Annotated in this window: 27 protein-coding genes; 11 read left to right on the top strand and 16 right to left on the bottom strand. The window is 71.1% G+C overall.

Annotated elements, in window-relative coordinates; translation table 11 throughout:
• Nucleotides 1-26 precede the first annotated feature (26 nt).
• Nucleotides 27-815 (top strand): polysaccharide deacetylase family protein, encoded by a 789-nt coding sequence (locus tag NON19_RS02665; protein ID WP_255924888.1) that lies wholly within the window; start codon nucleotides 27-29, stop codon nucleotides 813-815.
• 17 nt (nucleotides 816-832) lie between these two features.
• On the opposite strand, the gene NON19_RS02660 is transcribed toward NON19_RS02665, so the two are convergent.
• Together NON19_RS02660 and NON19_RS02655 are read right to left on the bottom strand one after the other, a co-directional pair.
• A complete protein-coding gene (locus tag NON19_RS02660) occupies nucleotides 833-2437 on the bottom strand; it encodes a hypothetical protein (RefSeq protein ID WP_255924887.1) in 1605 nt (534 codons plus the stop codon).
• Between the two features lie 439 nt (nucleotides 2438-2876).
• Nucleotides 2877-3065, bottom strand: coding sequence for an antitoxin (locus NON19_RS02655; RefSeq protein WP_255924886.1), 189 nt, complete (start codon nucleotides 3063-3065; stop codon nucleotides 2877-2879).
• A gap of 144 nt (nucleotides 3066-3209) precedes the next feature.
• Between NON19_RS02655 and NON19_RS02650 the strand changes: the two genes are divergently transcribed.
• Nucleotides 3210-3644 (top strand): hypothetical protein, encoded by a 435-nt coding sequence (locus NON19_RS02650; protein ID WP_255924885.1) that lies wholly within the window; start codon nucleotides 3210-3212, stop codon nucleotides 3642-3644.
• A gap of 88 nt (nucleotides 3645-3732) precedes the next feature.
• Here the strand turns inward: NON19_RS02650 and NON19_RS02645 are convergent, their stop codons facing one another.
• The 4 genes from NON19_RS02645 to NON19_RS02630 form a co-directional block, all read right to left on the bottom strand.
• Nucleotides 3733-4218, bottom strand: coding sequence for a DUF5709 domain-containing protein (locus tag NON19_RS02645; protein WP_255924884.1), 486 nt, complete (start codon nucleotides 4216-4218; stop codon nucleotides 3733-3735).
• 88 nt (nucleotides 4219-4306) lie between these two features.
• Nucleotides 4307-6421: a xanthine dehydrogenase family protein molybdopterin-binding subunit gene (locus NON19_RS02640; protein WP_255924883.1), complete on the bottom strand. Its 2115-nt coding sequence runs from the start codon at nucleotides 6419-6421 to the stop codon at nucleotides 4307-4309.
• Nucleotides 6418-7419, bottom strand: coding sequence for an FAD binding domain-containing protein (locus tag NON19_RS02635; protein WP_255924882.1), 1002 nt, complete (start codon nucleotides 7417-7419; stop codon nucleotides 6418-6420). The genes NON19_RS02640 and NON19_RS02635 overlap by 4 nt, the downstream gene beginning before the upstream one ends.
• Nucleotides 7416-7931, bottom strand: coding sequence for a 2Fe-2S iron-sulfur cluster-binding protein (locus NON19_RS02630; RefSeq protein WP_255924881.1), 516 nt, complete (start codon nucleotides 7929-7931; stop codon nucleotides 7416-7418). The genes NON19_RS02635 and NON19_RS02630 overlap by 4 nt, the downstream gene beginning before the upstream one ends.
• 233 nt (nucleotides 7932-8164) lie before the next feature.
• On the opposite strand from NON19_RS02630, the gene NON19_RS02625 reads away from it, so the two are divergent.
• Nucleotides 8165-8425, top strand: coding sequence for a Smr/MutS family protein (locus tag NON19_RS02625; protein WP_255924880.1), 261 nt, complete (start codon nucleotides 8165-8167; stop codon nucleotides 8423-8425).
• A complete protein-coding gene (locus NON19_RS02620) occupies nucleotides 8422-8640 on the top strand; it encodes a DUF6011 domain-containing protein (protein ID WP_255924879.1) in 219 nt (72 codons plus the stop codon). The genes NON19_RS02625 and NON19_RS02620 overlap by 4 nt, the downstream gene beginning before the upstream one ends.
• A 5-nt stretch (nucleotides 8641-8645) precedes the next feature.
• On the opposite strand, the gene NON19_RS02615 is transcribed toward NON19_RS02620, so the two are convergent.
• Nucleotides 8646-9236 (bottom strand): helix-turn-helix domain-containing protein, encoded by a 591-nt coding sequence (locus NON19_RS02615; RefSeq protein ID WP_255924878.1) that lies wholly within the window; start codon nucleotides 9234-9236, stop codon nucleotides 8646-8648.
• Between the two features lie 133 nt (nucleotides 9237-9369).
• Here NON19_RS02615 and NON19_RS02610 point away from each other — a divergent pair, with 133 nt between their 5' ends.
• Nucleotides 9370-10011 (top strand): SAM-dependent methyltransferase, encoded by a 642-nt coding sequence (locus NON19_RS02610; protein ID WP_255924877.1) that lies wholly within the window; start codon nucleotides 9370-9372, stop codon nucleotides 10009-10011.
• A 47-nt stretch (nucleotides 10012-10058) separates the two neighbouring features.
• Here NON19_RS02610 and NON19_RS02605 read toward each other — a convergent pair whose 3' ends face one another.
• The 4 genes from NON19_RS02605 to NON19_RS02590 all read right to left on the bottom strand — a co-directional run bounded on the left by NON19_RS02605 (nucleotide 10059) and on the right by NON19_RS02590 (nucleotide 14056).
• On the bottom strand, nucleotides 10059-11606 hold the full coding sequence (locus NON19_RS02605) for an AMP-binding protein (protein WP_255924876.1): 1548 nt from the start codon (nucleotides 11604-11606) through the stop codon (nucleotides 10059-10061).
• A gap of 170 nt (nucleotides 11607-11776) precedes the next feature.
• Nucleotides 11777-12280: an LURP-one-related/scramblase family protein gene (locus tag NON19_RS02600; RefSeq protein ID WP_255924875.1), complete on the bottom strand. Its 504-nt coding sequence runs from the start codon at nucleotides 12278-12280 to the stop codon at nucleotides 11777-11779.
• Nucleotides 12281-12465: 185 nt separating this feature from the next.
• Nucleotides 12466-12939 carry a hypothetical protein gene (locus tag NON19_RS02595; protein ID WP_255924874.1) on the bottom strand — a complete coding sequence of 158 codons (474 nt, stop codon included), beginning with the start codon at nucleotides 12937-12939 and terminating at the stop codon, nucleotides 12466-12468.
• Nucleotides 12940-13201: 262 nt separating this feature from the next.
• Nucleotides 13202-14056, bottom strand: a complete 855-nt coding sequence (locus NON19_RS02590) for an RNA methyltransferase (RefSeq protein ID WP_255924873.1) — start codon at nucleotides 14054-14056, stop codon at nucleotides 13202-13204.
• A gap of 323 nt (nucleotides 14057-14379) precedes the next feature.
• On the opposite strand from NON19_RS02590, the gene NON19_RS02585 reads away from it, so the two are divergent.
• The gene (locus NON19_RS02585; RefSeq protein ID WP_255924872.1) at nucleotides 14380-15759 is read left to right on the top strand and encodes an MptA/MptB family glycosyltransferase; all 1380 of its coding nucleotides are present in this window, start codon (nucleotides 14380-14382) and stop codon (nucleotides 15757-15759) included.
• A gap of 159 nt (nucleotides 15760-15918) precedes the next feature.
• Nucleotides 15919-17163, top strand: a complete 1245-nt coding sequence (locus NON19_RS02580; protein ID WP_255924871.1) for a glycosyltransferase — start codon at nucleotides 15919-15921, stop codon at nucleotides 17161-17163.
• Nucleotides 17164-17332: 169 nt separating this feature from the next.
• On the opposite strand, the gene NON19_RS02575 is transcribed toward NON19_RS02580, so the two are convergent.
• The 3 genes from NON19_RS02575 to polX all read right to left on the bottom strand — a co-directional run bounded on the left by NON19_RS02575 (nucleotide 17333) and on the right by polX (nucleotide 20622).
• Complete coding sequence (locus tag NON19_RS02575) at nucleotides 17333-17602, bottom strand: hypothetical protein (RefSeq protein ID WP_255924870.1); 270 nt, start codon at nucleotides 17600-17602, stop codon at nucleotides 17333-17335.
• A gap of 125 nt (nucleotides 17603-17727) precedes the next feature.
• Nucleotides 17728-18816 carry a hypothetical protein gene (locus NON19_RS02570; RefSeq protein ID WP_255924869.1) on the bottom strand — a complete coding sequence of 363 codons (1089 nt, stop codon included), beginning with the start codon at nucleotides 18814-18816 and terminating at the stop codon, nucleotides 17728-17730.
• Between the two features lie 66 nt (nucleotides 18817-18882).
• Nucleotides 18883-20622 (bottom strand): DNA polymerase/3'-5' exonuclease PolX, encoded by a 1740-nt coding sequence (polX, locus tag NON19_RS02565; RefSeq protein WP_255924867.1) that lies wholly within the window; start codon nucleotides 20620-20622, stop codon nucleotides 18883-18885.
• Between the two features lie 100 nt (nucleotides 20623-20722).
• Between polX and NON19_RS02560 the strand changes: the two genes are divergently transcribed.
• Nucleotides 20723-22000 carry a pyroglutamyl-peptidase I gene (locus tag NON19_RS02560; RefSeq protein ID WP_255924866.1) on the top strand — a complete coding sequence of 426 codons (1278 nt, stop codon included), beginning with the start codon at nucleotides 20723-20725 and terminating at the stop codon, nucleotides 21998-22000.
• A gap of 212 nt (nucleotides 22001-22212) precedes the next feature.
• On the opposite strand, the gene NON19_RS02555 is transcribed toward NON19_RS02560, so the two are convergent.
• Nucleotides 22213-22650, bottom strand: a complete 438-nt coding sequence (locus NON19_RS02555) for a hypothetical protein (RefSeq protein ID WP_255924865.1) — start codon at nucleotides 22648-22650, stop codon at nucleotides 22213-22215.
• A 15-nt stretch (nucleotides 22651-22665) separates the two neighbouring features.
• Nucleotides 22666-23223 (bottom strand): hypothetical protein, encoded by a 558-nt coding sequence (locus NON19_RS02550; RefSeq protein WP_255924864.1) that lies wholly within the window; start codon nucleotides 23221-23223, stop codon nucleotides 22666-22668.
• Nucleotides 23224-23382: 159 nt separating this feature from the next.
• Between NON19_RS02550 and NON19_RS02545 the strand changes: the two genes are divergently transcribed.
• The 3 genes from NON19_RS02545 to NON19_RS02535 all read left to right on the top strand — a co-directional run bounded on the left by NON19_RS02545 (nucleotide 23383) and on the right by NON19_RS02535 (nucleotide 25789).
• Nucleotides 23383-24165 (top strand): SDR family oxidoreductase, encoded by a 783-nt coding sequence (locus NON19_RS02545; protein WP_255924863.1) that lies wholly within the window; start codon nucleotides 23383-23385, stop codon nucleotides 24163-24165.
• Between the two features lie 97 nt (nucleotides 24166-24262).
• Nucleotides 24263-24922 carry an NADPH-dependent FMN reductase gene (locus NON19_RS02540; protein WP_255924862.1) on the top strand — a complete coding sequence of 220 codons (660 nt, stop codon included), beginning with the start codon at nucleotides 24263-24265 and terminating at the stop codon, nucleotides 24920-24922.
• A 324-nt stretch (nucleotides 24923-25246) separates the two neighbouring features.
• Entirely contained in the window at nucleotides 25247-25789 is a 543-nt protein-coding gene (locus NON19_RS02535; protein WP_255924861.1) for a universal stress protein, read from the top strand.
• Nucleotides 25790-25812 lie beyond the last annotated feature (23 nt).

Here is a 25812-nt window from a genome sequence, read left to right as displayed (position 1 = left end):
AACCGCTACGAGGGAGACGATGTCCCGTGACGGTGAGCGTGCCTCGGCGGGCTGTGCTGTACACCGGCGGTCTGGTGGCCGCGGCGGTGAGTGGATGGGGCCTGCTGGTCGATCCGCCCTGGCACGGTGCCACCGGGGCGCGGACCCGGTCCCGGTTTCCCACCCCCGGGCCCGCGCGGAGCGGGGAAGAAGGCGAGCGCGGGCCGCTGTACCACGTGGACGCAGGCCCCAAGACCATCGCCATCACCTTCGACGACGGCCCCGACCCCCGCTACACCCCGCACATACTCGACGAGTTGCGGCGCCACCGGGTCACCGCCACGTTCTGCGTGATCGGCGAACACGCCGCGAAGCACCCGGAGTTGGTGGCCCGCGCCGCCGAAGAGGGGCACACACTGGCCAACCACACCTGGTCGCACCCCAATCTGCGGCATATGCGTCCGGCGCAGATACGCGACCAGATAGAACAGGCCGCCGACGCCATCGAGTCGGCCTCCGGGGGCGACCGCCCAGGGCTGTTCCGTGCCCCCTTCGGAACGTTCACACCAGAGGTGCTGGCCGCCTGCTCGGAGTACGACCTGCGGCCGCTGGCCTGGTCGGTGGACCCGCGTGACTGGTCCCGTCCGGGCAGTGCGCGGATAGCCGCCACCGTCTTGAACCGCACCCGCACCGGAGCGATCATCATCAACCATGACGGCGGCGGCGACCGCTCGCAGACCCTGGCGGCCGTGCGCAGCTACCTGCCGAAGCTGCTCGCCGCGGGCTACCGTTTCACCACACCCGTCTCCGCGGCCGAAGACAGCGACGGCGAATAACCGGTCGTCGGCATCAGTCACCAACGGACCTTCTTCGGCGGACGGCACGACTTGCTGGGCGCCGGGGTGGGACTGTTGCCCATGGTGCCGCCCGCCGGGGCGGTGGCGCTCGCGCTGGCGCCGGGCGCCGGGGCGGAGGCGGACGCGGTGGGCGGCATACCGCCGGTACCGGTGGGCGCGCTGGGCATCGCCGAACCGGAGGGCATCCCCGAGGGCATGGCCGGGGCCGAGGGCGCGGCGGACGGCGGGGTCTTGCCGAGCGGGGCGAGGGCGGCGGCGGTGACCACACCGTTGCCGTTGGTCGTCAACGTGATCGGGTTGGCGGCGTTGAGGAGTTTGCCGCAACCGAGGTTGGTGAAGCTCTGGTTCGCCCGCATCCCCAGGAAGGTGAACAGGTTGGTGGCCATCGCGGCGTCCGGGGAGGGTGCGTTGGCGAACATCGCCTGGTCCTTGAAGATCCGCTGTACGCCCATCGGGTTGTTGAACATGTTCTGGCAGTAGGTCTTGCCGTTGCCGTTGTCGGCGGCGCCGATCGGGGGCTGGTCGACTCCGGCGCGGTACAGGTTGGTCTTGGTCTGGCTGGCGTTGGCGTTGTTCAGCGTCATCGGGTCGTTGAGCGGCACGAGGGCGATCGGGGCCTTCTGGTTGGCCGCGGCGGACAGTTCGTCCAACGGCAGGGCGGCGCTCGGCTGGTTGCCGCTGGACTGGTCCGGCACGGTCCACGGGGTGCAGCCCAGGGCCGGGTCCATGAACTTGCTGATCAGGAGGTTGTCGCTGGCGTTGGCCAGGTCGGTGGCGTTCGGCACGGCGGCCATGCCCGCGGCGTTGTTCTGGGCGGTCTGCCCCTTGGCGTTGGCCAGGTAGTGGGTCACCACGTTGTCGCTCTGGTCCTGGTCCACCACGGAGAAGTCACGCGTGGTGGGACACGGCATGCCGTCCTTCGCGGTGCCCACCGCCGGGACCTGCAACTGCTTGTTGGCGATCTGGGCGTTGGCGGCCTTGAAGAACGCGGGGGCGTTGCACTGCGCGAACTCCCCGAAGACCGAGCCGTTCAGCCCGTTGACGCACTTGCCCTGGGTGAGGCTGTTGGCCCCCGCGGCCGACTTCAGCGTCAGGTTGGTGCCGTTGAACCCGAACCAGATGCCGACCGTGGATCCCGCCGGGACCTGCGCGGCCGCCGGGGTCGCGGCCGGTTGGGTGCCCTTGTCGATCACCAGCGGGTTGTACAGCGTCAGTTGGCCGTTGTTGCCCATGATCGCCGCCTCGACGAACGCCGACTGGTTGGCGTTGGCCTCGTTGCACGGGCCCATCGCGGGGTTGGTCGCCGTCAACTGGTAAGGGGTGGCCAGGCCTTGGGCGCTCAACGGGTTGGCGGGGACGATCAGGGTGCAGTTGGGGTTGGCGGCGGCTGCGGCCGCGGCCGCCTTGGCGGGAGCGCTGGCGGCGGGAGCCGCTCCGGCGGCGCGGTGATGGCCCCCGACGGCGGCGAACACGGTTCCGGCGAGCACGCCCATGGCCAGCGGCACGCCCGCGAGGGTGAGCGTCAGCTTGGAGATCCTTCGACGACGCACCCGTTGCCGTCGCAAGGTCCTTCGGGACTTCTCGGTGCGTATGTGCGACACGTATCCGGCTCCGATCTTCGTGGTTCGGTCGGCCCGCCGTCGAACGGCCGGACCGCCCTCCACACGTACGGGCGCGCGTCGGGGTTCAATTCACGGTGCGGCAGGGTCGGTTGACAGCAGGCGGGAGAGCCATGCCCAACTCGCCGACTTTGACCGCTCGATATGTCGCCGCCGTGGAAACAACCCACATAAGCGCTGTATCGCCTTACGCGAAGGAGCCTTATGGATTTTTTCCGGTCGAGTGACCGCTCTCCAAGCTGGATTCCGCTAAGCACTTCTGTTCGGCTCTGCCGAATTCCGGTGCGAATGACGCCTGTGGGCTGGAGATGTCGGGGACGCGGCGGGCGCCTGCCGTCTTCGTACGGTTGGCGGGCGGCCGGGGCGTCTCCCCCGGTGCGCCAGCACCACACAAACGCCCTGGTGATCCGCGTGGGCGCCGTCAGGCCTGCGGCGGATCCCCCTCGTCCCTGCCGAGTTGCTCTTTGAGCCTGTCCCGGGCGGTGTCGATCTGGCCGCTGTATCTGCCCTGCGTCCGCTCGTCCAGGATGTCGTCCCCCTTGTCGATGCCCCTTCCGGCCTGCTCCTCGTGGCCCTTCAGCATCTGCTTGAGTTTGTCCAGCACAGACATGGTGGTCCTCCTTGGCTGTGTGGCCCTCCCTCCAGGGTCACCGCACAGGGCACGGTCCGCATCTCCAGGCGCTGACCGCCTCGAAGGAGTGAATCGTGCGGCGCTCGCGAGCGGCTGGCGCCGCCGGGAGCGACAGTGGAGAACATGAGATACCCGAAATTCCCCGTCACCGCGCTCACGGTCGGGCTGGCGCTGTCCACCGCCGCGATCTGCGCACCCGCACCGGCCTCCGCCGCACCGCATACGAACCGGTCGGTAACAGCCGCCCGCCTCACCCTGACGAACACGGACAACGGCCACTCCGTGACCGTACGGCGGGGAGCGGTCATCACGGTCCGTCTCTCCGGCCGCCAGGCGGACGGAGAGACATGGATGTGGAGCGCGCCGAGCGCCAGCGATCAGCATGTGCTCCAGCGCACCCTCCAGGCCACCTCCCGGGGCGGCAGCGCCAGGGCCGTCTTCCACGCGAACGCCGACGGCACCGCGACCATCACCGCCGACGAGCGGTGCGCCGCCGCACGCGGCCACATCTGCCCGCACACCGTGCTGCACTGGACGGCAACGGTCCACGTGAAGTGAGATCGGGGCCCAATATCAGGGCCCCGCAAGGGAGTTGCCAGGCGAAGCGCGCCGTTCCCCGTCGGCGGACGGCGCCCGCGGCGACGCCTCACAGTTCCTCGGAGCCCGGCTCCTGACCTTCCTCCACGATGCGCATCGCCGCCTCCTCGGCCGACGCGGCGCCGCCCGCGATCCCCACGTCGTAGGCCGCGATGTCGTCGGCCTGCTCCGCACCGTGCGGCACGCCCTCGTCGACGCCCACCAGGCGCCCCGAGCGGGCGTCGCCGACCTCGCGGTCGATCAGCTCCCCGTTGCCGCCGGGCAGGTCTCCGACGCCGTCCCCCGGGGGCTCGCCCACGTCCGGTACCTCCTCCGCGAGCCGCTGTTCGAGCGACTCGCCCCGGCGCTGCTCGCTGCCGGTGACGCCGAACCGCTCCACTGCCAGGGGCCGCTCCGGCGGTGAGTACCCCTCGTCGATGGCCGGGCGGACGCCGCGGTCGTCCAGGGTGTCCTCCGGGTCGAGGACCCCGCAGTCGTCCTGGACCTCCGACCCGTCGGGTTGGTAGACCTCGTTGGCCCACATCTCGTCCGACATGGGATTCTCCTCACCACCGGGTGAGCCGCTGTACCACTCAGACTCCTGCCCGCCATGCCTTGTCTCAACTCTGTCGCACTTTGTTCCGCTATGCCAGACCTAGCTGGTCGGCCAGCCGGGTCAGCAGCGCATCGGGGTGGATGGGCAGCGCGCGCAGCCGTACCCCGGTGGCATGGTGGACGGCGTTGGCGATCGCCGCCGCGGTCCCGACGATGCCGATCTCGCCGATGCCCTTGGAGCCCATGGGGTTGAGATGCGGATCTTCCTCGTCGATCCAGTGGACGTCGATCTCCGGTACGTCCGCGCAGGCGGGTACGTGGTAGGAGGCCAGATCGCGTTCCGCGTAGTCGCCGAACTCCCGGTCCATGGTGCTGCCCTCAAGTAGCGCCATTCCCAAACCCATTGTCATCCCGCCGATGAACTGGGAGCGCGCGGTACGGGGGTTGAGGATCCGGCCCGCCGCGAAGACGCCGAGCAGTCGGCGCACCCGGGTCTCACCGGTGACCGGGTCGACCTGCACCTCGGCGAACTGCGCGCCGAAGGCGTGGCGGGCGAAGTCCTCCCGGTCGTCCAGTTCTTCGGCGATGTCCGCGGCGACGGTGATGCCCTGCTCGGGCACCGCGTGCCCGCACTCCGCCAGGCGGCGCCGCAACTCGGTGCAGGCCTTGTGCACCGGCCAGCCCCAGGAGGCCGTACCGGAGGAGCCTCCGGCCACCGAGGCGGGCGGCAGATCGCTGCTGCCGACGCGCACCCGGACGCTGTCCAACGGCACGCCCAGGGCCTCGGCGGCGATCTGGGCGAGCACGGTACGGGCGCCGGTGCCGATGTCGCTGGCACTGACGCGCACCTCGTAACCGCCGTCGGCGGCGGCGTGCGCCTCGGCGTGCGAGGGCATGACGAACGCCGGGTAAGTGGAAGCGGCGACTCCGCTGCCGATCAGGAACCGGCCCTCGCGGCTGGTGGCGATCCGGGCGTCCCGGTCGTGCCAGCCGAACCGGCGGGCGCCTTCCCGCAGGCACTCCACGAGGTGGCGGCTGCTGTACGGCAGGCCGGTGTCCGGCTCGACCGTCGGCTCGTTGCGCAGCCGCAGTTCGACGGGGTCGAGCCCGCAGGCCAGGGCGAGTTCGTCCATCGCCGACTCCAGGGCGAACATCCCCGGGCACTCGCCTGGGGCGCGCATCCACGAGGGGGCGGGCACGTCAAGGCGGGTGACCCGGTGGGTGGTGCGGCTGTGCGGAGCGTGGTACATGGTGCGGGTGGGCACCGCGGCGAACTCCACGAACTCGCCGACGGTGGCCGTCTGGGTGACCAACTCATGGGCGAGCGCGTGGATGTGCCCTTCGGCGTCGGCGCCGACGCGGATCCGTTGGATAGTGGGGGCGCGGTAGCCGATGGTGGCGGCGAGCTGGTTGCGCGGCAGGGCGAGCTTGACCGGGCGGCGCACGGTGCGGGCGGCCATCGCGGCGAGCACGACGGGAGCTCGGGCGGAGCCCTTGGACCCGAAGCCGCCGCCGACGTGCTCGTTGACCACGTGCACCTTGTCGGCCGCCAGTCCGAACAGCCGGGCGAGGGCCTGCTGGACACCTGAGGAGTCCTGGTTGGAGTCGTAGACCGTCAGCTCGTCGCCGTCCCACAACGCGGTGGCCGAGTGCGGTTCCATCGGGTGGTTGTGCAGCGCCGGGGTCTCGTAGACCACGTCGATGCGCACCCGCGCGTTGGCGTAGGTGGTGTCGAAGTCACCGTGCTCCCGGTCGGCGGGCATGCCCACGCCAACCTCGTCGGGTTTGTAGAGACCGGGGTGGTCGGGGGTCAGCACGACATCGTGCGGCTCGCAGCGGTAGGTCACCCGGATCGCTTCGGCGGCCGCGCGTGCGGCCTCCAGTGAGGTGGCGACGGCGAGCGCGACGTACTGGCCGCGGTGGTTGATGCGTGGGCTCTGCAGCACGGTGACGAACGGGTCGTCGGTCTCGCGCAGCCGCGGGGCGTTCTGGTGGCTGAGGACGGCGAGCACGGCCGGGTCGGCCAGGGCCGCGGTGGCGTCGATCGCCGTGATCTCGCCGCGCACGACGGTGGCGGGCACCGGCCAGGCGTACGCGGTCCGGTCGGTGGGGTAGTCGGTGGCGTAGCGGGCGGTGCCGGTGACCTTCTCGCGGGCCTCCAGCCGGGCCGTGGGCGCCCCGAGCAGGGGCTTGGTGGTGGTCATCGCTGGCCCCCGGCGTCCGGCGCCGCCAGGTCGGTGAGCACGCTGACGGCGAGGCGGCGGGCGAGGGGGACCTTGTAGCCGTTGTCCCGCAGCGGCCGGGCGGCGGCCAGCTCCCGGTCGACCGCTTCCCCGAAGGCCTCCTCGGTCGCGGGCTGCCCCAGCAACGCCTCTTCCGCGGTCCGGGCCCGCCAGGGCCTGGCCGCCAGCGCGCCGAAGGCGATCCGCACATGGTGCACCATTCCCCCGCGCACCTGGAGCACGGCCGCGACGGAGGCGAGCGCGAAGGCGTACGAGGCCCGGTCACGGGCCTTGCGGTAGGCCGAGCGGGCCTCGGGCACCGGCGGCGGAAGCTCCACTGCGGTGATGAGTTCACCGTGCCGCAGGACGGTGTCGCGGTGCGGTTCGTCGCCCGGCAGCCGGTGCAGTTCGGTCAGCGGCAGCGAACGCGGGCCCGCGGCCGAGACCAGGTGCACCATCGCGTCCAGTGCGGCCAGCGCCACGGCGAGGTCGGACGGATGGGTGGCGACGCAGTGCTCCGACGCGCCGAGGATCGCCAGGTCCCGGTGGACGCCCTCTCGGGCGGGGCAGCCGGAGCCCGGCCGACGCTTGTTGCACGGCTTGCCGACGTCCTGGAAGTACAGGCATCGGGTGCGCTGCAACAGGTTGCCGCCGACAGTAGCGGCGTTGCGCAGCTGCGCCGAGGCGCCGGACAGCAGTGCCTCGGAGACGATCGGATAGCGCTCGCGCACCATCCTGCGGGCGGCGAGGGTGCTGTTGCGTACCGCGGCGCCGACCCGCAGCCCGCCGCCGTCGGTCTCCTCGACCTCCTCGAACGGCAGCCGGCTGACGTCGACCAACAGGTCAGGGGCGGCCACGCCGAGTTTCATCAGGTCCACCAGATTGGTGCCGCCACCGAGGTAGGCGGCGCCAGGAGCGTCGGTCAGCAAAGCGACGGCCGAGTCGGCGTCGGTCGGCCGTTCGTACCGGAATTCCTTCACCTAGCCACTTCCCGTACCGCACTGACGATGTTCACATAGGCGCCGCAACGGCACAGGTTGCCGCTCATCCGCTCGCGGACCTCCGGGACGGTCAGCTCGACCGGACCCGGCGGAGCGTCGTGGGCGGTGACGGCACTGGGCCATCCGGCGCGCGCCTCGGCGATCGCGCCGACCGCCGAGCAGATCTGGCCCGGCGTGCAGAAGCCGCACTGGAAGGCGTCGTGGTCCACGAACGCCCGCTGGAGCGGGTGCAAGGTGGTGCCGTCGGACAGCCCCTCGATGGTGGTGATCTCGGTTCCGTCCATGGCGACCGCCAGCAGCAGACAGGAGTTGACCCGACGGCCGTCGAGCAGGACCGTGCAGGCTCCGCACTGTCCGTGGTCGCAGCCCTTCTTCACCCCGGACAGGTGCGCGTGTTCGCGCAGCAGGTCCAACAGCGTGGTGCGGTTGTCGAGTTCACGTGAGAACCGCTCGCCGTTGACGTTCAGGGTGACCGCGGTCATGGCACCCATGGCTCGTCTCCTTCCGGTGCGTGCGGTTCCGCGGAGCAACACATCGGCACAGCGTTTCGGGCTAACCGTTCCTGACCGGCGTCAAACCGATGCGCTGTCATCTCACACCGCTGGCGCACGCAAGGCCCCACCGAACCGGCGGGTCCGCCGCGAGCACGGCACACCCGCCGGGTGTCGCCCGTGCGGGGGCATGGCAGACTCGGGCTGGGCCGTGCCGGAACCGACAGGAGGGGTTGACGTTGCTGACCCTCGACCTTCACCCGATCTTCCGGAACAACCGCGACATCGAACTCGCCCTCCGGCAGACCATCTTCAAGGCCGCCCGAACCGGCGAGACCGTCGTGGAGATCATCCCCGGCAAGGGATCGGGGCAGCTCAAGCGGCGCGCTCTGGCGTTCCTCGGCCAGAAGCACATCAAGAAGCTGTACGACCGGGTCGAGGCCGACCCGGACAACCCGGGCCGTCTCCTGGTCCACTTCAGGCCAGCCCGGTGACCGCGCCGCATCCGCCCCTGCCGCTTGCGGAGGGCGACGAGCCGGAGGAACGTCGGCGCGTCAACTGCCGCCTGTGCGGGCGGCCGTTGACCGGCCGGGAGGCGCGCCTGTGGGGACTGGGCGACGGCTGCCGCGCCAAGCTGGCGGAGCGCGGCGCCCCGCGGCCGCCGCGCACGGAGGTCGAGCAGGACGTGCTGCCCGGTCTGGCGGACTGAACAGGTCACTCGTTAGTGGGGCGGGCGCGTACGTGCATCCGTTCGCCCTGCGGCCCGAACAGGCTCAGGAACTCGACGGGTTGTGATCCGGCGTTGGCGAAGCCGTGCGGGAGCCGGGTGTCGAACTCGGCGGCCTCTCCCGCGGTCAGCACGAGGTCCTGCTCGCCCAGGTACAGCAGCAGTCGGCCGGACAGGACATAGAGCCACTCATAGCCCTCGTGCACGGTGAGTTCGGGCCGCGGGTGCCTGGTCAGCCCGACGGGCATGATGTGCTTGTAGGCGTGCATACCGCCGAGGTAGCGGGTGAGCGGCACCAGGGTCTGACCATGCCGGTTGATGGGGCGCGGGTGGATGCGGGGGTCACCGGTGGCGGGCGCCCCGACCAGGTCGTCCAGTGGCACACCATGGGCCTTGGCCAGCGGGAGCAGCAGTTCCAGGGTGGGTTTGCGCCGTCCAGACTCCAGCCGGGACAGGGTGCTCAGCGAGATTCCGGTCTGCTCGCTCAGCTGGGCCAAGGTGGTGCCGCGGTCCTGCCGCAGCGCCCGCAGTCGCGGGCCTACGGCGGTCAACACGCTCGCCAGGTCGTCGTCAGCCATGGATCCATTTGCCGATTCGGCAAGAATGTTTGTCAAGCCGGTCGGCCCGGGGCGAGGCTCTGCGGTGTGCGCGGCCCACGGATCGAGGGCGGCGCTCCCGCCAGCACCCCAAACCGCCGGAAGGAAACGGCAGATGACCGAACACACCCACTCGACCGCCGAGCTCTGGGACGCCCGCTACCGCGAAAGCGAGCGGATCTGGAGCGGCAAGCCCAACACCGTCCTGTTCCGGGAGGCATCCGGCCTCCAGCCGGGCAGAGCGCTGGACCTGGGATGCGGTGAGGGAGGCGACGCGATCTGGCTCGCCGGGCAGGGCTGGCGGGTCACCGCGGCCGACATCTCCCGCGTCGCCCTGGACCGCGCGGCCCGGCACGCGCGGGCGGCGGGCGTCGGCGACCGGATCGACTGGCAGTGGCACGACCTCGCGACCTCCTTTCCCACCGGCGAGTTCGACCTGGTGTCGGCCCAGTTCCTGCACTCCTTCGGCGACATCCCGCGAGAGGAGATCCTGCGGAAGGCAGCGGCGGCGGTCGCGCCCGGCGGGGTGCTGCTCATCGAGGGGCACTGCGGCCTTCCCACGTGGGAGGACCACTCCCACCCCAGCGTGCCGCTGCCCACCCCGGAGGAGGTCATCGAAGCGCTGCACCTGCCGGACGGGCAGTGGGAGGTGCTGCTCAGCGAGGAGCACGAGCGGATCCAGACGCTGCCGGACGGCCAGTCGATCACCCGCACCGACAACACCGTCAAGATCCGGCGGCTGGCCGAGCCGCGGTGAGCGCACCGTTCCGGGCCGGGCCAGGGCGGTCCGGCCCGGAACAGCGGTCAGGCCGGGGTGGCCGCCTGCTCGGCCCGCAGCCGCAGCTGCTTCTTGTCCGGCTTGCCCGCGTCGGTCAGTGGCAGGGCGTCAACGAAGGTGATCCGCGCGGGCTCGTACATCGCGCCGCGTTCGCCGCGCACCATCTCGCGCAGTTGCCGCTCGTCGACATCGCCACCGGGCACGCGGACGACGGCCGCGTGCACCCGCTCCATCCGGTCCTCGTCCCGTACGCCGAAGACGGCGCTGTGCAGCACCTGCGGATGCGAGTTGAGCAGGTCCTCCAGCTCCGTGGTGTACACATGGCCGCCCACCACGACGATCATGTCCTTGATCCGGTCGACGATGGTCAGATAGCCGTCGGCGTCCAGGTAGCCGATGTCACCGGTGTGCAGCCAGCCGTCCCTGAGCACCTCGGCGGTCAGTTCGGGCTGCTTCCAGTAGCCGGTCATGATCTGGTCGGAGCGCACGCAGATCTCGCCGTGCTCGCCCGGGGGCAGGTCGCGTCCGGACTCGTCGCGGACGGCGACCTCGACCCCGTCCAGGATCTTGCCCGCGGACCGCAGCCGGTCCGGCCGCGCCACGTCGTGGTCCTCGGCCTTGAGCACGCTGATGCCACCGGCCTCGTTCTGCCCGTAGAACTGCATCAGCACCGGGCCGAAGCGCCGCACCGCGTCGGCGATGCGGGTGGGCGACGCCTGGCAACCGCCGTACACCACGCTGGTCAGGCTGGAGGTGTCGGTGCGGGCCGCGTCCGGGTGGTCCATCAAGTGGTAGAGCAGCGGCGGCAGCAGGAACAGATGGGTGATGCGCTCGCGCTCGATGGTGGCCAGCACGGTCTGCGCGTCGAAGTCCTCCAACAGCACCGCGCAGCCACCGGAGTTGAGCGTGGAGTCGACCAGGAATCCGGCCGCGTGGGCCAGGGTGGTGCACACCAGCTGCCGACGCTGGTCGCCCCGGTTCTCCGGCAGCCGTCCGCGCAGGTTCCGCATCTGGCCGAACGAGGTGCATATGCCCTTGGGGTGGCCGGTGGTGCCGCCGGTGTGCCGGATGGTGCAGATGTCCTGCGGCTGGGCCTGGCTGGGGAACGGCTCGGCGGACTGCTCGGCCGCCAGCGCCAGCAGGTCGGAGCCGACGGACGCGGACCCGAGGACCAGTACGTCCTTCACCGGCACCCGGCCGACGACCTCAGCGGCACGTCCGGCCAGACGCGGGTCGACGATCAGCGCACGCGTCTCCACGTCGTCGACGATGGTGGCCTGGACCTCGGCCGAAAGCTTGTTGTAAAGGTGGTTGACCCGGCATCCGATCAGATTGGCGGCGTAGCGGGCGGCGACGGTCTCCGGCAGGTTCCCGCACAGCAACGTGACCGTCTGGCCGCGGCCTATGCCCCGGGCGCGCAGGGCGCGCGCCATCCGGTAGACCAGGTCGCGCAGTTCGCCCGCGGTCATGCGTCGCCCGTCGTGTACGAGGGCTTCCCGCCCGGGATCAGTCCCCAGCGCGTCGAGGTTGTCCTCCACGTAAGTACGGAAACCGTCGTCGGCGGCGGCAGACATCTATAACTCCTCCTAGGAACCCATAGGGTTGCCCAAGGCAACCGAATGTACGATGCACCCTCATGATCCACAACGACAAATCGGGGCATCGCCATTCGGCCCAGCGAGACCGCCCACGGCACTGCCCCGCCACACGCGGGGCACCGTGAGCGCGCTGGCCGCGGCCGTGCTCAGAGGTTGGTGAGCTTGTCGCCCTTCATGTCCTGAAGCGTGTGGTCGACGCATACCGCCAGGATGAGCAGCATCAGCGTGTCCCGCTCGCTCATCACGTCCACCGCGTAGGCGTCACGAACGGTGAACCAGCGTCGGGAGATGTGCGCCAGGGTGTTGCCGTCGTGCTGGATGTCGAACTCGCGGTCCCAGAAGTTGCCCACTATCCGCAGCCGTCGCCCGTCCCGCAGGCTGACCTTGAAGCGGTCACCGAACAGGCTGAACATCCGCTTGCTGATCCATCCGTCCAGCTGGCCGTCCCGCTTGATCAGGATGGTGTGGTGCAGGGTGAACGCCTTCTTGACGATGCTGGCCACCTGGTTGCCCTGCGCGTCGACGAGGTCGAAGGTGCGGCGCAGCCGGAGGAACTTCCGGTTGACCTTGAAGACCTTCTCCCGGTGCTCGGTCTCGATCCATGCCTCCTCGTGGAAGGCCAGCATGCGATCGCGTACCAGGTAGCGCATGGGAAAACCCCGTTCAGGTCGTTGCTGCAAGTCGACGGCACTGTGCCGCTCCAGAGCGTAGTACGCCGGAAAGGCGCGCTCCGGTTGCGTCCGAGCCGTCTGTCAGCCGCGACCCGCCGACCGCGGTCCGAGTGCCGTGGCCAGCGCCGTCGTCAACGGCACACGGGGAATCGTTTCCTGAACCGTCAGCGGTAGCGCCAGCGGCTGGGCGGGAAGTAGAACCACCGGGGGCGGCGGTCGAAGTTCTGTACCAGCAGCGCCGGGTGGCGGCGGTAGAAGCCGACGATCCGGAACTGGTGGCTACCGGAGGTGTTGAACGGGATGTTGACGTCGAGGAACGTCAACACCGAACCGTCCTGGGTGGACTTGATGATGGCCTCCGGCCCGCGTCGGCAGTTCTTCAGGATCGCCCTGACACCCTTGTAGAGGAGCGGAGTGCGGGTGGGACAGTGGTAGTGGTGGGGCCCGCCGCCGAGGGCCACCCGGCGGCCGCGGCGCCGGTCGGGGGCCACGGGGCCGTGCCCGGTGCGGTGAACCAGGGCACCGGCTGCGGGGTGCGGGACGGGTGCGGGGACCGGGGCGGCATCGGCCGCGATCGGCGCGGCGAGGGCGATGACCGCACCTGCCAGCGGAGCGGTGGCCCACCTACGAAGGCTCATGGCGAAGACCTCCTCGGGCGGCGGACGCAGGCACGTGGCTGCTGCTGAACGTTCGGAAGATCCGCACCCTCACTACGAGCTAAAGGCCATTCGGCCGGTGTCGCAGCCCGGGCCAGTGACCGGCAGTCACCCCGCCGGAGCAGCCGGAGCCCGTTCCCGGTGGTTACCACGGTGACCGGACGGCGGTGATTCATCCCGCTGGCGGAGCACGATTGGTGGCGCCGCCCGGCACCGCTGGGCAGCGGCACCGGGTGACCGGTGGTCAGCGAACGGCCACCCGCTCGGTCCGCCCGGCCCCGGCGGCGATGCGCTGGCGGGCCGCCTCGTAGAGCACCGCCGTGGTGGCGTTGGCCGCGTTCAGGGAGGTGGCCGCACCGGTCATGGGGATGCGCACCATATGGTCGCACACCTCGCGCCATGCGTTGCTCAGTCCGCTGGTCTCGTTGCCGACCAGCAGCAACGTCGGCTGGGTGAAGTCGAAGTCGAAGACATCGCGGTCACCGCGCTCGTCGGTGCCCACCAGCACCACCGGCTGACCCGCGGCCCGTCGCGCGGCCACCCAGTCGGTCACCTCGCGGGGCGAGGCGACCCGTACCGCGGGTAGTGCGAACAGCGAACCGGTGCTGGCCCGCACCGACTTGGGGTCGTAGACGTCCGCCGCGTGCCCGGCGACGATCAGGCCGTGCGCACCGAAGGCGTCGGCGGAGCGGATGATGCTGCCGATGTTGCCCGGGCTGGTCGGCCGGTCGAAGAGCACACCGAGGAAGTCATCCTCGATCGTGATGCGGTCGAGGTCGTCGGCGGGCATCCGCACCACGGCGACGACCTCCGGGGCGGACTCGTTCTTCTCGCCGAGGTCGGCCATCAGGTCGGAGGCCATGGCGATGTGCTCGGCCGGTACGGTACGCAGCAGTTCCTCGGCCCACCGCGACAACTTCCGTTGCCCGTCGTGGATCAGCGCGCGCACCGGCCAGCCGTACCGCACGGCCAGCGTGATGGGCCGAACTCCCTGGACCAGGAACTCCCCTGCCCGCTGGCGCTTGTTGCGGTTGCCCAGCAGCGCCTGCCACTGCTGGAACCGCGCGTTGCGCGAGGCGATGCGTTGCACGTTGGCCACCCGTCCCCCAAACCGTGATGACCCGCAGCCTACTCGATGGCCGCCCGCCACCCTCCGTTCCGGTTCCGGACATGTGCGGTGCACCGAACGGTGGGATATCTGAGGGGTTCGGACGGTGCCCGGCAGAGCACCCACGACCGATCGTCTACACGTTGTAGTAGCTTACCTGGCGCGTTGCCCCGTCCCCGTACGCGACCCAGAGAGCGACCGTGACGACCGACGATCGAACGCCGACGCTCGCGCCCACCGCGAGACCGACACGCCAGGCCGTACGCGGGTCAGGGGCGTCCGATGGGCGCCAACGGGCTGCGGCCGGGCCGCTGATGCCACCGGTCCCCCGGGTCGCGCTGGACGGCGGCCACGCGTGCGTCGCGGCCCCACCGGACGCCCTCGGGGCCACGCTCAAGGACCGCATCGGCGACACGCTCACCCGGCCGAGGGCGGCCGTCGGCGTATCGGTGCTCGGCATGGTGCTGTTGGTGCTGGTCGGCGCCAGCGCACCCAACAACCACACGCTGCGGGCACCGCTTCCACTGCCCCTGCTGGCACCCATGCCGGGGGGCGTCTCCACGATCGCCGTCTACACATCGACAGCGCTTTGCTGCCTGGGGCTGTTCGGACTGCTCGGCGCCAACGACCGCGGCTGGCGCCCAAGACCGCGCGGGCTGTTCTGCGTCGGTGCGGCCACCGTGGCCATCGTCACCAATCTGACTCCGGTCGGCTCCTCCGACACCGCCAGCTATGCCGCCTACGGACGAATAGCCGCGCTCGGCGGCGATCCCTACGTCACCACACCAGGCCAACTGGGCGGCGGCTACGCGCACTTGGTGAGCGGCGTGTGGCTGGGTACCCCCTCGGTGTACGGGCCGGTGGCGACCTGGTTGCAGGCCGCTGCGGCGCAGATCGGCGGCCAGCGGCCGTGGTTGACCATCTGGCTGCTGATGCTGGTGAACGGCGCCGCGTTCCTCGCCGCCGGATACCTGCTGATACGCACCGCCGACGACCCGGTCCGCGCCGCGCTGCTGTGGGTCGCCAATCCGTTGCTGATCGTGCTGCTGGTCGCGGGCGGTCATCTGGACACCCTCATCGCCGCGTTGGCGGTCTGCGCCGTCCACCATTCCCGCCGGGCCACCCGGCCGCGTGACGACCTGCTGGTGGGACTGCTCGTCGGCGTGGCCTGCGGCCTCAAGATCAGCGCGGTGCTGCTGGGCGTCGGCTTGTTGTGGCCGCTGCTGCGGGACCGCGCCTGGGCGCGGGCGGCCCGGCAGACCTCCGCCTTCGCGGCCGTGTCGCTGGCGGGCTACTACCCGTTCGGTCTGCACGCGTTGGCGCCGCTGTCGTCCGCCGCACGGCTGGTCTCCGTACCCTCGTTGTGGGCGGCCGTGCAACAACTCGGCCTCGGCGTCCTGGGATCGGCCGTGACCAGCACCGTCATCAGCCTCGCCTGGCCCGTGGTGATGCTCGTACTCGCCTGGCTGCTGCACCGCCGCATCCCGGCGCAGGCGTCGCTGGCCGCCTCCGTGCCGTTCGCCCTGGGCTTCGCCTGGATCCTGGCGGCCCCCTGGTCGATGCCCTGGTACACCGCGACCGTCTGGGCCACGGCGGCGCTGCTGCCACGCGGCCCGCTGATCCGCTGGCTGATCCTGACCACGTCCGTACTCGCCTTCAGCCACAACAGCGGCGGCCACGGCTGGACCTGGTAGCGCTCCCGCACACGCGGGCGGTGAAGTTCACCAAGCCGCCGTCTGCCGCTCATGTCCGCGAGCGGCGGACCGGGACCGGCCGCCCCTACGGTACGGCGCGAACACGAGCGGAAGCCCCGCACGCCGCACCCGGCCGTGCGCTGACCTGGAGCGGAAGCAATGGACGTCCTGCAACACGCCTCCCCCGACCACGCCCACCAAGACTCCAGGCCCCAGCCGCCGCTACGCGCACTGGTCATCACTGGAAGCGTCGGCGCGGGCCACAACGGCGCCGCCACGGAACTCGTGCGTCGGCTGGCCGCGCACGGCATCGAGGCCACCTACCGTGACTACCTCGACGCGCTGCCGCGCCGCTACCGCCGTCTGCTGCGCGACGGCTACGCCTTCAGCGCGACCCGCGCGCCCTGGGCCTTCGACTGGCTGTTCCGCAGCGAGGAACGGGACTCCACGGTGCGTGCGCTCACCATGCGGTTGTGCCGCCTGGCCTGCCGCGAGCTGGCGCGCTGGCTCGGCCAGGAGTACGACGTGGTGGTGACCACGTTCCCGTTCGCCGCGCAGAGCCTGGGCATGCTCAAGGAGGACGGCACGCTGACCGCGCCCGCGGTGTGCTACCTCACCGACCCCGCGCCGCACCGGCTGTGGGTGCACCCCCGCCTCGACGCGCACCTGACCGTCACCCAGGCCACGGCCGCCGAGGGCAGCGCGCGCTACGGCGTGCCGATGACGGCCGCCGGACCGCTGGCCCCTGAGGTGTTCGGCACGCCGGTCGACCCGGCGGACCGGCGGGCGCTGCGCGCCGAGCTCGGCGTACCGGCGGACCGGCGGATGGCCCTGCTGGTCACCGGCTCGATGGGGCTCGGCGATGTGATGGCCAGCGTGCGCGCGGTGCGCGCGGCGCCGGGTACGGTGCCGGTCGTGCTGTGCGGCAGGAACCAACGGCTGCGGCAGCGTGTCGCGGGGCTGCCGGGCGTGGTCGCCCTGGGGTGGCGCGATGACGTGCCGCGGTTGATGTCCGCCGCCGATGTGCTGGTGCACAACGCGGGCGGGCTGTCGCTGACCGAGGCGCTGGTGGCGGGGCTGCCCGCGGTCAGCTACGAGGTGCTGTCCGGCCACGGCCGGGCCAACGCGGCCACCCTCGCCCGCGCCGGGCTCGCCCCCTGGCCGCGCACCCCGGCCGGGCTGGCCGAGGCCCTGGCCGAGCAGACCGCGCGGGGCCGGGTGCGGCTACCGGTGGTGCCCGCGCACCAGCAGGCCGCGCACGTGGTGGCCGAGTTGGCGCGACGGCGGCGTGACGAGGGCAGGGGTGTCCACGTGGCGGCGCCCGTGCGGCGGCGCCTGCCGCGGCCCTGGCGGCGGCAGGTGGACGCCACCGCGCCGAACGCGAGCTCGCACAAGCCCTCGTGATCCAGGCGGGCGCCACCGAAGAGCCCGGCATTCGCGCCAGCACGGGCAGCGGCCTCGCCTCCTCGTCGTCGAGGTACGCCGTCAACTCCCTTGGTCCGCGGTCCGCTTCGACACCGAGGGGCGCCACCGCCTGATCGCCTCACTGTGGTGCCTGGCGAGCGTGCGGTCACTACACCGCCGCCTGGTCGGCTCCCACCCGGGCGTCCTCGGCCTGCATGGTGGCGCGAACCACGGCCAGGCAGGGTGAGCAGCAGCGTTCCGTCGCGGCGTGGCCCGCGGCCACCAGGCGATCGTGCACCGTCTCGACGAGTTGCTGACCGCACAGGGCCATCCGGCTGTCTTCCTTGGAGATGACATGCCACAACAGCGCCAAGCTGCTAGAAGTGTTTTCCAGGCCGCCGGTCGCATCCGGGTCGAATTCGGCGCGCATCTCGTACATTGGCCTCTCCCTGGCTGATGTCCCAGCGGGCCGAGCAGCCCCGGCCCGCCCGCGGATCCATCGAAACGCCGGGCCCCCGAATGGACCATCGGAGCTAGGCCGTCAGAGTGAACGCCGGAAGTCGATCAGCCCACGGGGCGGCGGTCGATCGGGGTGAGCGGGGTGCGGATCACCACCGGCGTACGGCGCGGCCCCGACCAGGGCGCCGGGACCGCGTCGATGTCCCGCGCCAGCCGGTACGCCAACGCCTCGTAGTTCACCCGCCAGCCACGGAAGTGCGGCCACGCCTCCTGCGGGGTGCGCTCCATGGGATAGCCCTGCTCGGTCATCCGTGCCACGCCCTGGAGGAAGTCCTCGTACGTCAGCTGTAGCGGGTCGTCGGGGCGTGGGTCGGGGTCGTAGCGGATGCCGCGGCTGTCGGCGATGTCGCGCAGGCAGACGAAGCCCGCGCGCAGCGCCATCCGTACCTCGGCCCGTTGCCGGGAGGGGTTGAACGAGAGCCACAGCGCGGCGGCGTCCATCACCGACAGCAGGGCGATCAGCCAGTTGCGGACCGCCTTGGTGGACCGGAACTGGATCAGGACCGGGTAGGTGGTGTGACTCTCGCTTAGACCGGCGCTCCACCGCTCCCAGTCGCGGAACAGCTCGGTGAGGTCGTCCAGCAGCTCGACCTGGGCGTACCGGGCGAGGATCTCCGGCCCCCACGGCGGGCTCCCGGCGCGTGCCTCCAGCAGCGTGACCTCGGTCTCCCGGCGCTGGTAGGCGGTGTAGAGGGCGGGCAGGTAGCCGACCTGCAGGCCGATCACGATCGGGCCGGTGGCGGCGCCGCAGAAGTCGATGACGTTGAGCGACGCCCGGTTCCCGCTGGCGAAGCCGAGCGTGAACAGCGACGAACCGGCCTCGGTCAGCGCGGCCCTGACGCCCAGTTGGCTCACCGCCGCCTCCAGCAGCGCGTAGCCGACCAGGAAGGAGGCCAGCCAGCTGATCAGCGTCATCACGATGGCCAGGGGCGCTACGGGGGCGAGCACCCGGTCCTTGGTCTCGGCGCTGTCGGTGCGGTCGGCCAGCCACTGGAACGGCCGGTGCACCAAGCGTTGCACGACCCGGGTGAAGCTGGAACGCGTCGGCCGGGGGATCACCAGGGTGCGCAGCACCGAGGAGAAGATCCCGAGCACAACCACCGCACCGGCGACGCCCAGCAGTACCCGCAGCACAGTTTCGTTCCTTCCCCACACCGGTCAAGACCAGGGAAGCGTACGAGGTCGGCCAACGGCTCCGTGTCACGCCGCCGCCGCTCGCCCGTGCCCCTTGCGCAGGAAGCTCCTCAACCGGCGCAGCGGCCAGGTGTTGATCACGTCGTCCGCGGTCAGCCAGCCGCGCTGCGCGGTGCCGGTCGCATAGCGCAGGTACGGCAGGTGGATCGGGGTGTGGGCGTCGCTGTCCAGCGCGAACTTCACCCCGTAGCGCTTGGCCAGCAGGATGTCCTCGTCGCACAGGTCGAGCCGTTCCGGCTGACCGTTGACCTCCACCGCGGTACCGGTCCGGCCGCAGGCCTCGAACACCGCGTCCAGGTCCACGTCGATGGGCGGGCGCCTGCCGATCTGGCGGGCCGTGGGGTGGCCGATGATGTTGACGTACGGGTTCTCGCAGGCCCTGATCAGCCGCCGGGTCTGGGCCGCGCGGCCGAGTTGGAAGTACGAGTGGACCGAGGCGACGCACAGGTCGAAGTCCGCCAGGAAGTCCTCGGGCCAGTCCACCTCACCGTCGCGCCCGATGTTCAGCTCGGTGCCGTGCAGCAGCCGCAACTTGCGGTGTTTTCCGTCGAGTCGGCGCACCAGCTCGCGCTGGGCGAGCGCCTTGTCGTCGGTCATGCGCTGCATGTACAGGTCGGGGGCGTGGTCGGTGACCGCGTAGTACGCGTAGCCGCGTTCGGCCGCGGCGGCCACCATGTCCTCCAGCGGGGCGAGGCCGTCGGTCAGGTCGGTGTGGGTGTGCAGATCACCGCGGAGTTCCTTCTCCGCCACCGGATCCGGCAGGGTGCCGGCGAGCGCGGCGGCGATCTCACCCCGGTCCTCACGCAGTGTCGGCGGGATCCACGGCAGCCCGAGCCGCTCGTACACCTCCTCCTCGGTGCGCGAGACGATCAGCTCGCCGCTGTCGGCGTCGAACAGCCCGTACTCGGAGAGTTTCAGGCGCTGTCGTACCGCCACCGTGCGCAGCCGGATGTTGTGGGCCTTGGAGCCGGTGAAGTACAGCAGGCCAGCGCCCCAGGAGTCGGGTGGTACGACCCGCAGGTCGACCTGGAGGCCCTCGGAGGTGCGGATCGAGCTCTTGGTGCCGCCGTGCGCGATGACGTCGGCGGTGTACGGCAGGTTGAGGAAGGCGTCCATGAACGGCGCCGAGTCGTCCGCCGCGACGAGGATGTCCACGTCGCCGATGGTCTCGCGCATCCGGCGCAGCGAGCCCGCGTAGGCGCAGCGGACGCAGCCGGTGAGCTCGGTGAGCCTGCCCAGCACGTCCTCCGCGGTCTGCATGGCGGTGTTGAGCAGGATCCGGTCGCCCGCCTGTCGCAGCAGGCCGATGCCGTGCAGCAGGTTCTCCTCGGTTTTCGGGCCGAAACCCTTCAGTCCGCGGAGCCTTTCCGAGCGGATGGCCTCGGCCAGCTCGTCGACGGAGGCGATGTGCAGGTCCTCGTAGAGTGCCATGGCCTTCTTCGGGCCGAGTGTGGGGATCCGGATCAGCTCGCGGACGCTGGCCGGGATACGGGACCTGCGCTCGTCCAGTGCCGGGATGTGGCCGGTGCGGAAGTACTCGGCGACCTTCTCCGCGATGGACGCGCCGACGTTGGGGATCTCGCGCAGGTGCTTGGCGTCCAGCCGGGAGACATCAGCGTGGTACCCGCCCACCGCGCGGGCCGCCTTCTCGTAGGCGCGTGCCTTGAAGGCGTCGCCACCGGTGACGGAGAGCAGGTCGGCGTACTCCTGGAGCAGCGCCGCGACCTCCTCGTTGGGCCGCACCATGGTGCCCATTTTACTGAGCCTGCCCTGACGCCGCCTGGTCACCGGGTACCGCGCCCTGCCAAGGTTTGGCATGAAACCGCCAAGTTTGGAGGAAGCGCGTATGACCCGGTTACCCACCCGCGCGGGCGCCCTGCTCGCCACCGCCGCCCTCACCGTCCCGGCCGCCGTCCTCAGCGCTCCGGCCGCCCACGCGGCCCCCGGCTGCCTCAACGCGTCCGCCCCGATCACCGTCGAGGAGCAGCGCCTGGCCCAGCCCGTACCCCAGGAGATACTGCGCCGCAGCGGATTCGACACCAAGGCACCCGACTTCCTACGGCAGTTGTGCGCGGCGGGAACGACGGCGCAGGCCCGGCGCGTCGTCACCGACAGCGGCAGGCGGCTATGGCGGGCGGCGGTGGACCGGGCGCAGGGGCGCGGGGCGGTTGGCGGGGACCTGAACAGGAGCGATGACCGTCCCCTGTACTGGGCGCGGCTCGGCATGACCGAGGACCTTCGCCGGTGGCGCCCGCGCTTCCCGTTGGGCGAACGCGAACGCGGCGCGCTGCTCGGCCAGTTGGAGCGTGCCTCGCGCGGTGAGGACTCGATCGACCTGCCGACGGGCGGTCGCACCAAGCGGCTCGTCGTCACCGGATTCGATCCGTTCACGCTGGACACCGACATCCGCATCGGCAACCCCTCGGGCGCCAACGCGCTGGCGCTGGACGGGGTGACGCTGCGGACCGCCGCCGGACCGGTCAGGATCGAGACCGTGGTCTTCCCGGTCCGCTGGGACGACTTCGCCGACGGCACGGTCGAGCGGTCCCTGCTGCCGTACTTCAGGCCCGGACCGCGGCGGGTGGACATGTTCGTCACCGTCAGCCAGGGGCGGGTGGGCCGTTTCGACGTGGAGCGGTGGAACGGCGCGTGGCGCGGTGGCTACCCCGACAACGACAACCTCTCCCGCACGGGGACGATCCCACTGCCCTCCTGGGTGCCGGGCCGTCGCCCGCAGCCGCAGTGGACGGTCACCACGCTGCCGTACCGGCGGATCGTGGCGGCACACACCGGGCCGTTCCCGGTGTACGACCACACCGAGGTCACCGAGCTGCCCGCCGGGCAGAGCACCCCGGTGACCAGGCCGGACGGGCCGACGCCGGGCTCGACGGCGCGCGCGGGCGGCGGCGGTGACTACCTGTCCAACGAGATCGCCTACCGCGCGACGCGGCTGCGGGACGCGGTGGGACTCGATGTGCCGGGTGGCCATGTCCACACCCCCGTCCTGGAGTTCGGGCCGGGCAACACCGGCGCGATCACCGATCCGGTCTTCGAGCACAACCGGCTGGCCATCCTCGCCCAACTGCGCGCCATCATCACCACGGCGGCGGGAACGCTGCGCTGAACATGCGCCGCCGACGGGCGCGCGGTGCCCCGCGCCCGGGCCGCGGCCCGCAACCGCCGCCCGTTATACGGCGCGTCGCGCCGACCGCCGCGATGACCGGCCGCCACTCCTCCCTGGTGCCCGCGTCGAGGCCGACGACCTTGCCCGCTCGTCGGCCTCCCGTAGGGCCGGTGAACCAGGGCGAACGGCGCCGTGCGGCCGTTGCGAAGGAATTAGGCGAGTTGTCCGATCGTGAACAGCGCCTGGCCTGTGGCGCCGCAGCACCAGCACGCCCGCTCGTCGTCGGCGCACGGAGCCATCGGGTGGTCGTGGTCCGGGCAGGGCGGCCAGGGCAGCGCCTCATAGCCGATGAGGTGGTCCTGGGTGAGCTCGGCGACGCGGACGGTCAACTCCGCTTCGTCCACCGCACAGTTGACGCCGGTGCCGAACAGCGCCCCCTGCGCGGTCGCGAGTCCCACGACCAGGAAGTCCGCCGGGGCGCCCGTCTCCCGCCCGGCCCACCACCGTAGTTCGGGCAAGCGCGCGCGCACCGTGGCATCGTGCCGCAGGTCGTGTCCGACCCGTACGCAGGCCCTCGCCAGGGCGGTCGGCACACCCTCCGTGGGCGTACCGACCAGTTCCCAGGAGGCCAGCTTCCGTAGCGCTGACATCACCTTGCGCGGCCCCTAACGGATCGAGGCACTGCTGACCAGGGCCGGCTTGTCGGAGGGCACCGCCTGCCGGTGCGTCGCGGCGTCGCCGCCCCCGCCGTCCACGACGTACCGGAAGACGAAACGCACGTTGGCGGTCCCGGTGCGGCCGCCCGCGTTGACCGGGAAGACACAGCTTCCGCTGGCCTGCATGTGCGGCCCGATCGGGTTCTCCGGGAACGTCCAGTGCCACAGGTACCCCGGCGGGATGGAGTGGTAGTCGCTCGCGCCGGTGAGGGCACCGTTCTTGGACTGCCAGGCTCTGCACTGCATCGTTCCGGTGGCGATCGACCGCAGGTACGGGCTGATGACCAAGGAGAACGCCACCGGGTTCGCCCGGAACGGACGACCGCCGACCACATAGGTGACCTGTGCGGTGAAGTGCCCGTTGGAATCGGTGGCTTGGAAGAACTGGTCGCCGACCTCGAAGATCTTCTCGCCGTAGTCGCCCCCGGCGACCGCCGGGATGGCCAGGCCGACGCTCGCCGCGAGGAACGCGGCGAAGGCGATGGTCAGATGGAGGACTTTGCGCACTCCGTACCGCCTTTAACCGTTTGACTGTTTGGAGATGGTTAATCCTAGGGATCGGGCGCCGTGGAACGGTGTATTCACTCTGAACGGACTGTGAGCGAGGTGTGCGCCACCCCGCGCCCGCGGAAGCGGGACCGGCACGGATGCGCGACGATGGAACCGATGACCGAGCACAGGCAATCAGAGCCCGGCGGGCGACCGCTGGCCGGATGCGTGGCGCTGGTGACCGGTGCGTCGAGCGGCATCGGAGCGGCCACCGCCATGGCGCTGGCCCAGCAGGGTGCCGCGCTCGCGCTGGTCGCCCGGCGCGCCGAGCGGCTGGCGGAGCTGGCCTCCGCGATCACGGACCAGGGCGGCTCGTCCGTCCCGCTCACCGCCGACCTGCGGGATCCGGCACAGACCCATCAGGCCGTCGACGCCGCCGTGGAGCTCCTCGGGCGACTCGACGTACTGGTCAACAACGCCGGTTACGCGGCGATGGGCGCCCTCGAAGAGGGCGACCCCGAGGACTGGGACCGGATGGTCGACCTCAACTTCAAGGCCGTGCTGCACACCTCGCGCGCGGCGCTACCGTATCTGCTGTGTGCGGCGCGGGACGGTCCGCGCGAGGTGGCCGATCTGGTGAGCGTCAGCTCGGTGGCGGGCCGGGTGGCACGGGTGGGCAACGGTGTCTACTCGGCGACCAAGCACGCGGTGGGCGCGTTCAGCGAGGCGTTGCGGCAGGAGGTCACCGGTCGCGGTGTGCGGGTCGGTCTGGTCGAGCCCGGGGTGACCCGTACGGAGATGACCACCGAAGGCACCGGCGTGGCCGCCGCCCGCGGCATGCCGGAGAGCCGCTGGCTGCGCGCCGAGGACATCGCCCGCGCCATCACCTTCGTCGTCACCCAGCCGCCGCACGCCGCGGTCAACGAGATCATGGTGCGGCCGACGGCCCAGGAGTACTGACCGCCGCCCGGAAGGCGCCCGCCGCGTCGCGGATCCGCTGTGCTCGCAGCACACTGGTCCGCAGACGGTGAGCCCGCTGCGCGGGAAGGAAGTGCCCATGTCCACGGACTCCCATCCCGGTCCGCTGCGGGTGCTCGTCTTCGGCGCGGCGCTGCGGGCCGAGTCAACAAACGCCCGCCTGGCCGCACTTGTGGCCCGGCTGATCGCCGACACCGGTGCCTCGGTGGACCTCGCCACCATGCGGGAGTTCGACATGCCGCTGTACGACGGCGACATGGAGGACGCCGAGGGCCTGCCGAGCGGCGCGCTGGTGCTGCGCGACCGGCTGGAGCGGTGCGACGCCTTCGTGATCTCCTCCCCCGAGTACAACGGTTCGGTGCCCGGGGTGCTGAAGAACGCGATCGACTGGGTTTCCCGGGTGCGGCCGCAGCCGTTCAAGACCAAGCACGCGCTACTGGTCTCCGCGTCGCCCTCCCTGTTCGGCGGCAACCGCGGGCTGTGGTCGCTGCGGATTCCCCTGGAGCACCTGGGCACCCGCGTCTATCCGGACATGTTCAGCCTCGCCAGGTCCTACGACGGCTTCGCCGAGGACGGACGACTGGCCGACCCCGGTCTGCAGCGGCGGTTGACCGAAACCGTCCAGGCGTTCCTCAGCCTCGTCGAGGCCGATGCGCGGTACGTCTGCCTGCAGCGCCGGTGGTACGAGTTCCTGGGGGACCGTACCGGCGCGGGCGTCACCCAACGAGCGGAGGACTAGGGCCGGTCCGCCCCGGGCGTCGCGCTACCTGCCCCAGTCGCCGTCGTCGTCCTCTCCCCATCCCGCGTCCCGCTCGTCGTCGCTGCGCCGCAGGTCGTTGTCGTCGTCACCGAAGAGCTCACGCAGATCGTCCATGGCCACCATGATGCCGACTGCGCGCCCGAGGGTTCACTCCACATCGCCCCGTACCGGTTGGCCGTCACCCCAACAGGTGAACGGACCATAGAATGTATGGAAACTCACCCCGAGAAGCCTAAGATTCTCCTGCCGCAACTGCTATTCTTCTGATGAATCTTAAGCGTTGAGGGAAAGGGGTAGGCGGTCATGGCCGGGGGCAAGCGAGTCTTCGTCGGCGTGAGCGGATCGACGGCCAGCTTGGCGGCGCTGCGCCGGGCGGTGGCGGAGGCGCGGCGCACCGACGCCCTGCTGGTACCGGTGCTCGCCTGGACCCCGCCGGGCGGCGAGACCGCGTACCGCAAGCACCCTGTCCCGGCCCTGATGCGCCAGTGGCACGAGGCCGCCCGCAAGCGCCTGGACACCGCGTTCGAGGAGTCCTTCGGCGGCTACCCGTCCGACCTGGACATCCGCCCGATGCCGGTGCGGTTCGCTCCCGGACCCGCCCTGGTCCAGATCGCCGACGAACCCGACGACCTCCTCGTCGTCGGCACCGGCCGCCGCGGCCGGATGCGCCGCGTCTTCCACAAGTCGGTCAGCCGCTACTGCCTGGCCCACGCCAAGTGCCCCGTCATCGCCGTGCCCCCGCCCGAGCTGCTGCGTGAACTGAGCTTCACCGCAAGGGCGTTGCGGCGCATGCCAGCCCTGGAGGCCCCGGACTGGACGGCGGCGGTCCACGCACACCGGGGCTGACCGGCGCGGGCCGGCCAGCCCCG

The sequence above is a fragment of the Streptantibioticus rubrisoli genome (genome assembly GCF_024436055.1).
In the GTDB taxonomy this organism is placed as follows: domain Bacteria; phylum Actinomycetota; class Actinomycetes; order Streptomycetales; family Streptomycetaceae; genus Streptantibioticus_A; species Streptantibioticus_A rubrisoli.
This window is presented reverse-complemented; position numbering and strand designations above follow the sequence as displayed.

Coding starts and splice junctions, on each gene's coding strand:
- NON19_RS02555 (WP_255924865.1), bottom strand. CDS start 22,650: ATGTCAGCGCTACGGAAGCTGGCCTCCTGGGAACTGGTCGGTACGCCC.
- polX (WP_255924867.1), bottom strand. CDS start 20,622: ATGGTGCGGCCCAACGAGGAGGTCGCGGCGCTGCTCCAGGAGTACGCC.
- NON19_RS02600 (WP_255924875.1), bottom strand. CDS start 12,280: ATGCGCTACCTGGTACGCGATCGCATGCTGGCCTTCCACGAGGAGGCA.
- NON19_RS02645 (WP_255924884.1), bottom strand. CDS start 4,218: ATGTCGGACGAGATGTGGGCCAACGAGGTCTACCAACCCGACGGGTCG.
- NON19_RS02540 (WP_255924862.1), top strand. CDS start 24,263: ATGTCCACGGACTCCCATCCCGGTCCGCTGCGGGTGCTCGTCTTCGGC.
- NON19_RS02605 (WP_255924876.1), bottom strand. CDS start 11,606: ATGTCTGCCGCCGCCGACGACGGTTTCCGTACTTACGTGGAGGACAAC.
- NON19_RS02595 (WP_255924874.1), bottom strand. CDS start 12,939: ATGAGCCTTCGTAGGTGGGCCACCGCTCCGCTGGCAGGTGCGGTCATC.
- NON19_RS02630 (WP_255924881.1), bottom strand. CDS start 7,931: ATGGGTGCCATGACCGCGGTCACCCTGAACGTCAACGGCGAGCGGTTC.
- NON19_RS02615 (WP_255924878.1), bottom strand. CDS start 9,236: ATGGCTGACGACGACCTGGCGAGCGTGTTGACCGCCGTAGGCCCGCGA.
- NON19_RS02655 (WP_255924886.1), bottom strand. CDS start 3,065: ATGTCTGTGCTGGACAAACTCAAGCAGATGCTGAAGGGCCACGAGGAG.
- NON19_RS02560 (WP_255924866.1), top strand. CDS start 20,723: ATGACCCGGTTACCCACCCGCGCGGGCGCCCTGCTCGCCACCGCCGCC.
- NON19_RS02585 (WP_255924872.1), top strand. CDS start 14,380: ATGCCACCGGTCCCCCGGGTCGCGCTGGACGGCGGCCACGCGTGCGTC.
- NON19_RS02535 (WP_255924861.1), top strand. CDS start 25,247: ATGGCCGGGGGCAAGCGAGTCTTCGTCGGCGTGAGCGGATCGACGGCC.
- NON19_RS02580 (WP_255924871.1), top strand. CDS start 15,919: ATGGACGTCCTGCAACACGCCTCCCCCGACCACGCCCACCAAGACTCC.
- NON19_RS02650 (WP_255924885.1), top strand. CDS start 3,210: ATGAGATACCCGAAATTCCCCGTCACCGCGCTCACGGTCGGGCTGGCG.
- NON19_RS02610 (WP_255924877.1), top strand. CDS start 9,370: ATGACCGAACACACCCACTCGACCGCCGAGCTCTGGGACGCCCGCTAC.
- NON19_RS02545 (WP_255924863.1), top strand. CDS start 23,383: ATGACCGAGCACAGGCAATCAGAGCCCGGCGGGCGACCGCTGGCCGGA.
- NON19_RS02640 (WP_255924883.1), bottom strand. CDS start 6,421: ATGACCACCACCAAGCCCCTGCTCGGGGCGCCCACGGCCCGGCTGGAG.
- NON19_RS02575 (WP_255924870.1), bottom strand. CDS start 17,602: ATGTACGAGATGCGCGCCGAATTCGACCCGGATGCGACCGGCGGCCTG.